The sequence below is a fragment of the Runella aurantiaca genome, from assembly GCF_003339505.1.
GTDB classification, from domain to species: Bacteria; Bacteroidota; Bacteroidia; order Cytophagales; family Spirosomataceae; genus Runella; species Runella aurantiaca.
The window spans coordinates 160822-174385 of the sequence record NZ_QPIW01000003.1; the positions used below are offsets into that span (position 1 = coordinate 160822).

Genomic DNA, 13564 nt, shown 5'->3' on the forward strand with positions numbered 1-13564 from the left:
AATGAGGTTTCCGAACGAGAAAGCCAATGGGAAACGAAGAAAACCGAAAGTGTTTTGACAATCTCGTGTCATTTTTGCGGCTTAGACGATGTATTGATATATAAGTCACTCTTTGGGGTAATTTTTTTTTTCGCATTGAATAAGAGACCACTAAAAACGGCTATGTCTTCGTATGCGGATACCAGCATCTGCTTCAATGCTGTAGTAAGAGAAGCCGCCTCGTTCTTTTTGAGGGTTACTTCTTCTGGGGTGAGTTGTGCTAAAAAGTGGGTTATTTGCGGAATAATGGCATTTTCTTCGTCAATGTGCCAACCTGCTCGTTGCAATAATGCCCACGTATCGGCTTCTTTATTTCCGCAAAATAAAATGGCTCCACCCGCGCATACCGAGCTGATTGCCTTGGAGGGTACCGCAATATGGGTCCATTTTGTGAGCAAACTAACTAAATGAATATCAATGTAGGGTAATTGGCTCCTTGGTACATTTTTGAGAATCGTAATGCCTTTTTTTGTACCTGCAACGGTCAAGATGTCGGCAGATTTAGTACCATAAACGGCTAAAATAAGGTGGTGTTTTTGAGGGTCAAAGTGATTTATAAAAGCCAACAGGAAATCAGCCGAGTGCGCATCTCCGAGGTTTCCAGCGTATCCAAAGTAAATTTTTCCGTCTGCTTTGCGCCATTCGGGCGGCGTTGGGTCGCGGGGTTGGTCGAGCAATACGCCGCAGGGGAGAATTGTGGTAGGGAGTGATTTACGGTATTTTTTTTGGATGTAGGCGGCCTGATTTGGCCCCAGTGCAAAAAGTTGAGCAGGCGCAAATCGGTAGGTTACCCACTCAACAAAACGATAAATAGGGTTCGTTTTTTTGATGACGCCATCGGCGACAAAGCCTTCGGGAAATAAATCCATGGACCACAATGCCCACCGAATTCCGAATAAAGGTAGCAACCAAGAAGCCCAAAAAGGCAACAATGGCGGGCTGGTCATGCACAGCACGGGTCCCTGGCGCACGCGTAGTGTTTTGAGAAGCAAGAATAAGCCGTCAAAAAAACCAGCAGCTAACTTTAGAATTCCTTTGCTTCCTTTATAAAGGGTAGAGATTTGAAACGTTTTTCCGATCGGTAAACGAACTTGCCCACCGCCTAAATCACTGCGTTTTACGTGGACGATTCGGACGTCAATGCCGTGATTTTCAATCAGGTATTTGGTCAAATCCCACGCCGATTCACCCGTGATACCAGGGTTGGGAGGATAATGCCGATTGATAATAGTGAGGGAAAGCGGTGTTTTTTTTGTTGAATTCATAATGATTGGCTTACGCTTTCTCTTTTTTTGCGGTTAATCAGACAGCCCACGGCTTCGGTGCGGTTGGGCGACACGGGCTGATTGGCGGCCAATGCTTCGAGCGCTTCTTGGAGGTAAAATTCGGTGGTTTTGGGGCGATATTTGCCTAAACCAAAAAACTGATTGTCTATGGCACCTCGGTAAACTTCCACGCCATTTTTATCAAGCAGTACCACCTCAGGGGTTGTTTTTGCGTCATAGCGCTCAACAAGCGTATGGTTTTTGTCGATGACGTAAGGAATGGTAAAACTATATTCTTTGTTAAATTGGCGAATCGCTGATTTCTTGATAGATTTAGTGGGAAAAACTGCCTTAAACGCAACGTTTTGGCCGAATTTAACGTACATCTCCTGTAGTCGCTTGCTGGATTTTTGGCAAATCGGGCATTCGGTGTCATAAAAAATATAAAGAGAACTTTGCGCCCGTACTTCATTATGCAGTAAACCAAAGCCCGCAATGAACACAAGAAATATCCCAATCAACATTTTATTGTATTTTTCCATGATTCAAAATTAGATGAATGAAGTTGTAAAACATTCGCCCTGATGTTTCGTTTTTAAAATTATAAATAATTTGGTGAAGCGTGTTTTGACCCAAATTTTTTATCTAAATTTTGGCCTTATATCTACAGCAAACCAGTAACCCGTCCGAAAATTCCTATATTTCAAAATACTTTTACATGAACCATTTGTTACGCAAGTCTTTACTTATTGTTTTTTGCCTTTTTCTACTCGGTGCGGGGGTGTTTGCCCAGAATCGTACCGTGACTGGAAAAGTTACTTCGGCAACAGACGGCCAGCCCATGCCCGGCGTAAATGTTACGCTCAAAGGGGCACCTTCGGGGGCCAATACAGACGCGGACGGCAGCTACCGTATCAGTATTCCTGCCGGCAAAGTTACGTTGGTATTTTCATTTATTGGAATGCTGAGCCAGGAGGTCAACGTCAATAACCGCACAACCATCAATGTCGAACTCGCCGAAAACCCTACTCAACTCAATGAAGTAGTCGTAACGGGCTATAATTCTACCCAAAAGAAAGATATTCTGGGGTCTATTACCTCCATTTCCGCCGCCAAATTTAAGGATATTCCGATTGCAGGATTTGATCAGGCATTGCAAGGACAGGCCGCTGGTGTACAGGTGACCCAATCGTCGGGTACTCCCGGGGGAGGGGTAGCGGTCAGAATCCGGGGAAATACGTCCATTTCTGCCTCCAACCGACCTTTGTTTGTGGTGGATGGAATTCCAGTGATGGATGAGTCGGTGTCGGGAAGAAGTTTTGGGGGCCAAAATGACAACACCCTTACTTTTGTGAATCCCAACGATATCGAATCAATTCAAGTCCTGAAAGATGCCTCCGCCAAAGCGATTTATGGTTCACGGGCCGCCAACGGAGTGGTATTGATTACGACTAAGCGCGGAAAAGCCAACTCACGGACCACCATTACGCTCGACGCCCAGCGCGGGGTGGTAGATATTATAAAGAAAGTGGACTTGCTGAATTCGTCTGAGTTGTTGCAGTTGCAGCGGGAAGCCGTTATCAATGCGGGTCAAGACCCCGACCAACGCGGGCTGATTTCGGGCGTTACCGACGGTGTTAACACTGATTGGTTGGATGCCATCTTGCGCCGTGGAATTTATCAGCAGTATCAAATTTCGGCCACGGGAGGAAACGACAAAACGCGTTTTTATCTTAGCGGCGGTCTACGGGATGAAGAAGGCGTTCAGCTCAACAACCGTTTTACCCGCTACTCAGGTGCGCTCAATGTAGACCACAAAGCCAGCCAAAAATTAACCATCAGCACCAATATGTCGTTGGGCTTTACGACCAATGACCGGGTAAAAGGGGACAATTTCTTGGACGGTGTTTATTCGGGAGCTATCAAAAGTTTGCCTTTCTTCGCACCTTACAATGAGCAAGGAAAACTTTATACACCGGGCAGCCCAAATTATGCAGGGTTTCCTAATTTTAATCCAGTTGCGCAGGCGTTGTTGCCGCGTTTCCGCACCTACGGCACCAAAATCCTCGCGGGGGTCAGCGGGCAATACGAAATTATCAAAAACTTAAAACTCAATAGTAAGCTGAGTTTGGATTATAACAACTCTGAAGAAGACCAGTACGAGTCATCTGCTACGGCTATCGGAGGCTTTTTGCCCGCCATCGGCGGTCAGGGATATGGTGTGTATATTACCAATACGCTTTTTACGATTTTGAACTCCAACACGCTTACCTATCTTTTTGATTTGGGGGGTAAGCACCACTTCAATACCATGCTCGGAACGGAAATTCTCCAGACTAAAAATCGGAGTTCTTTTGCTTCTGGTCGTATTTTTCCAAGCGACGATTTTACCTATATCAATTCATCGGGGGTACAGGATGCGGCGGGCTCTGGCTTTGCCCAAAATGGCCTTATCTCGGGTTTTGGCGAAGTTCGGTACGATTACATGGAAAAGTACTTGTTTACGTTTACCTCTCGTTACGATGGTTCATCGCGTTTTGGGCCTAATCGTCGTTTCGGATATTTTCCTTCTCTTTCGCTCGGATGGCGGGTTTCGGAAGAGCCTTGGATGAAATCATTGGAATTTATTCAGGATTTAAAGCTGAGAGGAAGCTATGGATACACGGGTAACGAACGCATTGGAAACTTTACTTACCTTGGTACTTGGGCGGCATCTACATACAGTGGTGCCACGGGGGTGAGTCCCAACAACCTCAACAACCCGCTTTTGCAATGGGAACGTACCCGCGAAGCCAACGTAGGCTTGGATGTTTCGCTGTGGAGTGGTCGATTGAGTGTGATTATGGAAGCTTATGATAACGTTACGGACAATCTTTTGTTCAATCAGCCGCTACCGCTTACCACTGGTTTTGGCGGCTTTCAGGGAAACATCGGCTCTATCTCTAACCGTGGATTAGAGCTGACGATTTCGACGGTCAACATCGACCGTAGTGCCAACCAAGGACTTCGTTGGAATACCGACTTTAACATCTCGCATAACCAAAACAAAGTATTGGAACTGGTCGATGATCAACCACTCTTCCGGGGATATACCGCCAACGGAGTCAGTGCAACCAACGTGATTTTGCCTGGCCAGCCGCTCGGAACTTTCTGGGGACTTAAATTTCAGGGGGTAGATGTAGCCACCGGCGACGCCCTCTACGAAGACTTTAATAAGGATGGAAAAATCAGCCCTGACGACGCTCAGGTGATTGGCAACGCCCAGCCCCTGCTGGTGGGAGGGCTTACCAACCGCGTTACGTGGGGAAATTTTGATTTGAGCGTATTTCTCCAATTTATGTACGGCAATAAAATCCTGAATTTTTCTAATGTAACGCTGCTCGACAACGGAGCCAACCTCGAAAACAATCAGGTAAGAGCGGCCCTGAGACGATGGCAAAAACCCGGCGATGTGACGGACGTGCCGCGCTACGAGTTGGGCAATACTTACAATAACTTTCACAGCAGTCGTTTTCTGGAAGACGGGTCTTATCTACGCCTCAAAAATGTGGCGGTGGGGTATAATTTCCCTTCGCGGTGGCTGAATAAAGTCAAAGTCAGAACGGCCCGCTTGTACGCTTCGGCCATCAATCTTTGGACCTTAACGGCTTACTCGGGTGCCGATCCTGAAGTAAGTACGCTGGATGGCTCTACTTCAGCGCAGGGTATTGACTTTTTTACGTTACCCCAAACCCGCAACATAACGGTAGGGTTAACAATTGGTTTCTAAAACACACATCCGATTTCTTCACACAATGTTTCAATGGTGTCAAAAATGAATAAATATCATATTTCTTTGGTTATGGCGGTGGGTTTATGGTTAAGCAGTTGCAGGGAAGTTCTGGAGCCGCGACCGATAGACATCTTGGCCGACCAGTTTGTGCTAAACCAAGCCAGTGATGTTGCTACGGTACGTTTGGGAGCGTATGCAGCCTTTAGAGGAACCGCCGCGCCAAAAGTAATTGTAGGAGATTTTACCGCAGATTATATTCAGCACAACGGTACGTTTACGGATTATCAGGAGTTGGGCAACAAGCAGATTACCTCTGCCAATGGTGTAGCTGGGGCGCTGTGGGGCGGTGTTTTTAACACGATTTACGTCTGTAATTTTTTGCTTGAAAAACTGCCTACTGTGCCCGGCGTGCGCGAAGCAGAGCGTAAAACGGTTACGGCCGAAGCCCGTTTTTTGCGTGGCATGGCTAATTTTATTGGGGCTACAACTTTTGGGGGAATTCCGAATGTCACTTCTACCGACATCGACGCCAATAAAATTGTTTCGAAAGCAAGTAAGGAGACCATCATGGAAAGTGTTTTGGCTGATTTTCAGGCCGCCCTGACCGATTTGCCCGATGGCAGTCCCACTGATGGACGTCCTGTTTTTGCAGGTTATGCTACTAAAAATGCGGCACGGGCCGCTTTGGCGCGTTTTTATCTGTACCAAAAAAACTGGGTTCAGGCGGAGGCCTCGGCTACGACCCTGATTAATTCCACTGCTTATGAATTGGTCAATTATTCGGATGTTGTCTCTGAAGACTTTAACAATGAATCTATTTTTGAAGTAGGCTATACCGCTTCCGACGACCCTGGTACGAGTGCTTTTGGCCTCAACAATCTGTTGGTGGGGCGCCGGGAAGTAATTCCTTCCAACCAGTTTATTACCCAAATCATCTCACGCGATGCGGGCGAAAGAGAAGCAACCGTAGATTTTGATTTTAACGAGCAGGGAGGGGGAGACAACGGCTGGAGTGTTCGTAAATACGGCACTCCCGACGAAGATAACAACAATATTGTGATTTTCCGACTGGGCGAAATGTACCTTATTCGTGCCGAAGCAAGAGCACAACAGGGGAGAATTACGGGGGCAACAGGTGCCCTCAGTGACCTGAATGTTTTAAGGACGAGAGCCGGTAAAAATACCGCCGCCACCGCCGATAAGCCTACGCTACTTACAACGGCTACGCAGGCAGAAGCGCTTTTATTGGTTGAGCGGGAGCGATTGTACGAATTGGCTTTTGAAGGCCACCGCTGGTATGACTTGGTACGTACTGGGCGTGCGCAGGTGGTTATGTCGGCCTTTTCGCCAAACTGGACCTCAAAATACGAACTGTGGCCTATTCCTCAGACCGAAATCCAACGCAACCCTTCGTTGGTAGGACAGCAAAATCCTGGCTATTAAGCCAAACAGAAGGCTTGATTTGATATGACGTTTTCGGAAAAAAAATTGAATATGAAAAATACTAAATACACATTTTCTCATTTAGCGGCGTTGGTAGTGACTCTTTTGGCGGGGCTTTGGCTATCGGGCTGTGAAGAACAAAGAATCATTTACGAAGGAGCAAATTTCGTACGGTTTACGGATTCCACATTGAGTTTTAAGGAGAGCTATTCTAAGGCAATCAAAGTTCGAGTGCATAACGGGGGCAAAGTACTTAACGAGTCCATCAATGTTCAATATACCATCGGTGGAACCGCGCGCGAAGGCCGCGATTATCGCATTGAAGGAAACAAAGGCACCGTGATTATTCCCGTAAATCAGAGTTTTGGCGAGATTACGCTGTACCTTCTCAACAATGCCAATAATATTCTGGAATCCAGCACCATTGAGTTTACCATTGCGGGAGTTTCGCCCAGCGATAAAATCAAGGTTGGATTTGGCGAGGGAGGTTTAGGGAGTAAGATGGTTTTTACCATTCGTGATGCCTGTATTATGGATGGCATTTATACGGGCCGACTGCCCGTGGGAAATCAGGCCTTTCAGTTGGCAGATATTGAAATTTCTAGCGCAGATTGCAAGCGGTACACGATTTCCAATATCAACGTAGGTTTGTTGGGCTTCCCGCAGTTTTTCAATTGGGACAGCCCCGTTGGGTTTCAAGCGGAGCGCCCTACGCTAGATTTTATTGACAATGGAAACAACACACTTACCATTCCGCAACAAGTGATTCCGCAGTTTGCGAGTGGCTACGATACACTCTCTGGAACGGGTGTGTGGAATCCAGTCAATAAGCAAATCAGCCTCAGCATTAGAATGAAAATCTATAAATTAAGCAATGGCCGAGACAGTATCGTTAATCTACCATTGATTTATGTGCCGCAATAGTGTGGATTTTAACTGAATTGTTCTCTGAAAATCGCAAAAAAATGAAAACCTATATTCGCTATACTGCCATTTTTGGCCTGCTGGCTGTGTTGAGCAGTAGTTGTTCTGAAAAAATAGAACCTAAGCCGTTGACGTATTCGCAATTGCTGACAGGAACCGAAAAGAAAGCTTGGGTGCTGAGCTCGCTCACCATCATTGATGAAAAAGACCCGTTTGAGTTGCCTGGGAATCAAGTGTTGGATCCGTGCGAGTTGGATGACCAATTTATTTTTTATGCCAACGAGGAGAAAAAAATGGAATACAGCAACGGTGCCACCAAGTGCCGCACGACTGAGCCCGAAATTTTAATCACGGATGTATGGCAATTGACCAATGCCAACGCTACCCTTGAGATAGGGATACCGCGTATATTCGGCGGATTTAAACTGCCTTTTGTTATCAAAACGTTGACCGAAAATTCACTGGTACTGGAGTATTATTTTGGAGATATTGATGCCAGTTACCGTTTCTCATTCACTTCAAGCAGTAAGTAGCATGTTGAAAATATGTACTCGCGCCTTTTTAAGCCTGTTTGTGCTTTTATCTTTTTTTGCCCAAGCGCAGCGCCGAACAGAACCCTGCGCTACGATGGAAATGGACAGTTTGCTGCGACTGCGGAATCCTTCGGAAGGCTCGCTAGATGAGTTTGAGCGGGATTTGCAGCGAAAAATGGTTCAAATCAAAGCCCGTATGGCTTCTGGAAGGGGAGCGGCTGAGATTATTACCATTCCGATTGTTGTGCACGTGATTCACAGCGGGGAAGCCATCGGGACGGGTCGAAATATAAGTCAGGCGCAGGTACAGGCCCAAATAGAAACCCTTAACGAGGATTTTCGACGTCGGGTCAATACCAATGGTTTTAACAGCGACTCGCGCGGAGCAGATATTGAAATTGAGTTTTGCTTGGCTCAATTTAACCCTCAGGGGCAGCGCATGGCCGAGCCGGGCATTGACCGCGTAAACGGCAATCGTGCAAACTGGGTGCGGAATGATATTGAAGGTTCGCTGAAACCAACCACTTCTTGGGACCCCAACAAGTACTACAACATTTGGGTTCTGGACTTTGCCGCTCAGGATGACAACCTCCTCGGTTATGCCCAGTTTCCGAGCAATTCCAACCTTTCGGGGATTCCGGGAAGCGGTGGCGCTGCCAGTACCGATGGGGTAGTGGTTAATTATGCTAATTTTGGAAATGCCCAAAAAGGGAATTTCTCCCTTCTGCGAGCACCCTATAATTTAGGGCGTACGCTCACGCACGAAACTGGACACTGGTTAGGTCTGCGTCATATTTGGGGAGATTCCAACTGTGGAGATGATTTTTGTGCGGATACACCCTCGCAGGCTTCCGAAAGCCGTGGTTGTCAGAAAGGTCGGATGAGTTGCGGAAGCGCCAATATGGTGGAAAACTACATGGATTATTCAGATGATGCGTGTTTTAATATCTTTACCAGAGATCAAAAAACGCGTATGCGGGCAGTGATGGAAATAAGCCCCCGCCGCGCCAGTTTATTGACTTCTAATGTGTGCGGTCAGTTGGTGGTGGGACGGCCTACGCCAAATTTTGAAGCAGAGAACCGGGTCGTATTGTTGGGGGCACAAGTTAAATTTACGGACTTGTCTACCAACTTCCCAACGGCTTGGCAGTGGGAGTTTGAAGGTGGAGACCCAGCGGTTGCTACTGAGCAAAATCCAACAGTAACGTACCGAACTGCGGGCAAGTTTAGGGTGACGCTGACGGTTTCCAATGCGTCGGGGGCTTCTGCTCCATTGACAAAAACGCAGTACATTGAAGTTGTAAATGCAGGGTTATGCGCTACTGCTACCAATTTTACGGGTGCAGGCACGGTCATTCGACAATCGACGGGCACGGGATATGTATCGGGGCACAATAGTAGACGGACACAGGCCGTGGCCGAACTGTTTCCCAATACGCTTGGCTATACCAATTTGCGGGGGGCTTCGCTTAAATTTGGCGTGGCAAAAGCCGCCAGAGGAAATGAAACGGAAGCGGTTGTGCGGGTGAAAGTATGGAACGCACGCGGTTTTCAGGGAGGACCAGGTTCTGAACTAACGACCAAGGAGGTTCCGCTTCGACGGATTTTGGACGATGTTCGAAACAACCGTGCTACCACCGTGGTGTTTGACCAAAACATTGATTTGTCGCGTCAAAACAACCTGTCATTCTTGATTGGTATTGAATTGGATTACGTAGCGGGAGATACCGTTGCCCTCACGACTACCCTCAATGGGGAGTCGCTCAATGCCACCTCGTGGGAGCGGAATTCAAGTGGAAACTGGGATCGCTACATTGTCCGTACGGGTCTCAACGTGGCGCATAACATTACGGCTGAAGTAGGAATGAAAGCTTCGGTTCAAATACAGGCTTCGGCGCAGTTTATCAATCCCGGCGAAGCCGTAACTCTGCAAGCCCGGGGCGCATCAGTCATTAATTGGTCGCCTTCGGAAGGGCTTAGTGCTACGCTCGGGCCACAGGTGACTGCCCGTCCAAATCGTACGCTTACGTATCTAGTTAAAGGAACAGGCTCTGACGTGTGCTTGGATTCAGCCAGTGCAACTATCTACGTGCGCAATGTCCAGATTTTATCTAATGAGACATTGCCCGAAAAAGATTTTGTCATCAGCCCCAATCCTACAGATGGAGTAGCCGAGGTCAGTTTTACCAATGGGTTGAGAGGAAAGGTTACGCTTCGACTGCGTAGCATCACTGGGCAGGAAGTTTGGCGGGGCGAATTTGAAAAAACCAGCGATTTATTCCGACAGTCTATCAATGTTCGCACGTACCCCGCAGGTTCTTACTTTATTGACCTGCAATTAGGGGACTTCGTTGACCGAAAACGGCTTGTGAAGTATTAAAGAATAGCACCTTGTAGAATAGGCCATAACGAAAAGATATAACTTTCGGTTATGGCCTATTCTTTTTTTTATGATTCTTGATTAGGATTTTAGCTGAGCATCAACCAAATTTGCATAACAATAGTAATTCAATAGGATTGAGTTACCTATAATTTTAAAATATAACTATAGGGAATCTTCAAAACTATCACTCCAAAGGCTCCAAAAGCCTTTTTACGTTTAAAAATAAAAATATTAAGTCGATAGAATATAGGTACTATGACAATCCCATTCTCACCAAACGTTAGCGAAGCCGCCCGTCGCGATATATTGGAGCTGGAAAGTAAAATTAGTGTATTTCGCAGCGGTGAAGTACCCGAAGAAGCGTTTCGTAAGTTTCGTCTAGCCCGTGGGGTATACGGACAGCGTCAGCCGGGGGTGCAGATGATTCGCATCAAACTGCCCTACGGGCGCATTACGGCCGACCAGCTGGTGCGCATTGCTGATTGCTCCGATAAATATGCTACTGGAAACCTGCACGCCACCACGCGTCAGGACATTCAACTTCACTTTGTGAAACTGGCCGATTCCCCCGCCCTTTGGGCTGAGTTGGAAGATGCCAATATTACTTTGCGCGAAGCCTGCGGCAATACCGTTCGTAACGTAACAGCCTCTGCACGGGCGGGGGTTGACCCCGAAGAGCCGTTTGATGTTACGCCCCACGCCCATGCTATTTTTGAGTATTTCTTGCGGAATCCGATTTGTCAGGACATGGGTCGTAAGTTTAAAATTGCGCTCTCATCATCTGCGAAAGATTCGGCCTATGCATTTATGCACGATGTAGGCTTGATTCCAGTAGCCAAGTTTGCCGAAGATGGTACCCAAATCAACGGCTTTAAAGTGTTGGTAGGCGGTGGATTAGGCGCGCAACCGCTTTTGGCCAAGGTTGCCCATGAGTTTTTGGAGGAGCAATTCGTGATTCCGTTTATCGAATCGGTGATTCGGGTATTTGACCGTTATGGTGAGCGCGTGCGTCGTCACAAAGCACGCATGAAGTTTTTGTTGGCTGATATTGGTTTGGAGGAGTTTTTGAAACGGGTAGAAGAGGAGCAAAAGGCCCTTAAAAACAAAGAATATGCCATTGAGCCTTTGGCCTTTGCGGCAAATGATTTATTGAAGGCAAATGAAAGCAAGCTAACCCGCGAAGATTTGATTGCGGCCGAGTCCGAACAAAATGCCCCTTACGTGCATTGGCTTAAAACCAACGTTTTTGAACAAAAACAAAAAGGCTGGTACGCGGTACAATTGCGGGTGTTGTTGGGTGATATGCACTCATCCACCGCGCGTAAATTGGCAGACATCGTACGTGATTACGCCGCCGATGACATTCGGGTGACGGTCAATCAGGGATATATTCTTCGTTTTGTGAAAGCCGAAGATTTGCCCGCTATTTATGCAAAACTCAATGAATTGGGCTTGGCTGAACCTGGTTTTGATACCACGGCCGACATTACCACCTGCCCGGGCACCGATACTTGTAATCTGGCGATTTCGAGCAGCTACGGTATTACCCGGGTGTTGGAAACCATGATGAAGGAAGAGTTTCCTGATATTATTTACAACAACGACATCAAAATCAAAATCAGCGGTTGTATGAATGGCTGTGGTCAACACAGTGCCTGCAACATTGGTTTTCATGGCAGTTCCATCAAAAACGGCAAACTCGTTTTGCCCGCATTGCAGGTTTTGCTGGGTGGAGGCTTCAACGGCGCGGGTGAAGGAATGATGGGCGACAAAGTCATCAAACTTCCCACTAAACGTGGCCCTGCGGCTTTACGGACGTTGTTGAACGATTATGAAACCAACGCTTTTGAGGGAGAATATTACAACGATTATTTCTTGCGTCAGGGCAACAAATATTTTTATTCTATGCTCAAACCGTTGGCTGATTTGACCACGGTAGTTAGCAGTGATTACGTAGATTGGGACCACGAAGAGCCTTTCCAAACCGAAGTAGGGGTGGGAGAGTGCGCCAGTGTGTTGATTGATTTGGTGGCTACGACGATTATTGAGGCCAATGACAAACTCAGCTGGGCCAACGAGAATCTTGAAAAGAAAATCTGGGCCGATGCCATTTATCACGCTTACAACGTATTTGTAACGGGAGCCAAAGCATTATTGGTGAGCAAAGGAGTGGCGACCAATACGCAGTACGGCATTGTGAAGGATTTTGACGAGCATTTTGGCGCGGAGTTTAGTGATCTTTCCGAAGGGGTTTCGTTTAAAGAGTTGGTGTTCAGCATCAATAAGAACGAACCTACGCAGGAGTTTGCCGAAGGATTTGTGGCCAAAGCCGCGCATTTTATTGGAAAAGTAAATCAAATTCGTCAGCAACAATTGGAGAGCGAAGGTGAGCCTGAACTAGCGTTGGTGGAATTTGGAAAAGATAGCTAAGATATGAAAGTTACGCTCATAGGTGCGGGACCGGGTGACCCCGATTTAATAACCCTCAAAGGTATTAAGGCCCTAAAATCTGCGGATGTGGTGCTGCATGATGCGCTGGCAAGCACAGAGTTGTTGGAGTATTGTAAGCCCGACTGTATCATTGTCAACGTCGGAAAGCGCTTTGCTCAGCACAGCTGTAATCAGGATGTAATCAACCATTTGATTGTAGAATATGCCCAGCAATACGGCCACGTAGTTCGCCTCAAAGGCGGCGACCCGTTTATTTTTGGTAGAGGGTATGAAGAATTGGAATACGCGCAGCGCCACGGCATCGAAACGCAGGTGGTGCCGGGTATTTCGAGCAGTTATGCCGTTCCTGCCTTGGCAGGAATACCTTTGACTACGCGCGGCCTGAGCGAGAGTTTTTGGGTGGTGACGGGCACTACCAAAGACCACAAACTCTCGAATGATTTGGCCCTCGCGGCACAATCGTCGGCCACGGTGGTGGTGTTGATGGGGATGCACAAACTCTCGGAGATTGTTGAAACCTATGCCCAACTTGGCAAGCTCGAATTACCAGTGGCCATTATCCAAAACGGTACGCGCTCTGATGAAAAAATTGTAACTGGTAAAGTAGGAAATATTCTGCAACTGGTACAGGCCGAAGGCGTAGGCTCGCCCGCCATCATTGTGCTGGGTGCGGTAGCCCAACTCGCCGACAACGTAAAAAAAATTACTCAACTTGTGAATTATTAACCCACCCTTCATTAAGTACCTTTTGCCT

General features: G+C 47.1%; 9 protein-coding genes. 7 read left to right on the plus strand and 2 right to left on the minus strand.

Annotated features, from left to right (window positions below; all coding sequences use genetic code 11):
- Positions 1-68: 68 nt before the first annotated feature.
- On the minus strand, positions 69-1304 hold the full coding sequence (locus tag DVG78_RS06090; protein ID WP_199563207.1) for a glycosyltransferase family protein: 1236 nt from the start codon (positions 1302-1304) through the stop codon (positions 69-71).
- Entirely contained in the window at positions 1301-1846 is a 546-nt protein-coding gene (locus tag DVG78_RS06095) for a redoxin domain-containing protein (protein ID WP_114460175.1), read from the minus strand. The genes DVG78_RS06090 and DVG78_RS06095 overlap by 4 nt, the downstream gene beginning before the upstream one ends.
- A 176-nt stretch (positions 1847-2022) precedes the next feature.
- Between DVG78_RS06095 and DVG78_RS06100 the strand changes: the two genes are divergently transcribed.
- The 7 genes from DVG78_RS06100 to cobA all read left to right on the plus strand — a co-directional run bounded on the left by DVG78_RS06100 (position 2023) and on the right by cobA (position 13536).
- Complete coding sequence (locus tag DVG78_RS06100; protein ID WP_114460176.1) at positions 2023-5073, plus strand: SusC/RagA family TonB-linked outer membrane protein; 3051 nt, start codon at positions 2023-2025, stop codon at positions 5071-5073.
- 45 nt (positions 5074-5118) lie between these two features.
- On the plus strand, positions 5119-6519 hold the full coding sequence (locus tag DVG78_RS06105; RefSeq protein ID WP_229598148.1) for a RagB/SusD family nutrient uptake outer membrane protein: 1401 nt from the start codon (positions 5119-5121) through the stop codon (positions 6517-6519).
- Between the two features lie 51 nt (positions 6520-6570).
- Positions 6571-7443, plus strand: a complete 873-nt coding sequence (locus tag DVG78_RS06110; RefSeq protein WP_147277004.1) for a hypothetical protein — start codon at positions 6571-6573, stop codon at positions 7441-7443.
- A 41-nt stretch (positions 7444-7484) separates the two neighbouring features.
- A complete protein-coding gene (locus DVG78_RS06115) occupies positions 7485-7976 on the plus strand; it encodes a lipocalin family protein (protein WP_114460367.1) in 492 nt (163 codons plus the stop codon).
- Between the two features lies 1 nt (position 7977).
- A complete protein-coding gene (locus DVG78_RS06120; protein ID WP_114460179.1) occupies positions 7978-10356 on the plus strand; it encodes a M43 family zinc metalloprotease in 2379 nt (792 codons plus the stop codon).
- A gap of 258 nt (positions 10357-10614) precedes the next feature.
- Positions 10615-12789, plus strand: a complete 2175-nt coding sequence (locus tag DVG78_RS06125) for a ferredoxin-like domain-containing protein (protein WP_114460180.1) — start codon at positions 10615-10617, stop codon at positions 12787-12789.
- Between the two features lie 3 nt (positions 12790-12792).
- On the plus strand, positions 12793-13536 hold the full coding sequence (cobA, locus tag DVG78_RS06130) for a uroporphyrinogen-III C-methyltransferase (RefSeq protein ID WP_114460181.1): 744 nt from the start codon (positions 12793-12795) through the stop codon (positions 13534-13536).
- Positions 13537-13564 lie beyond the last annotated feature (28 nt).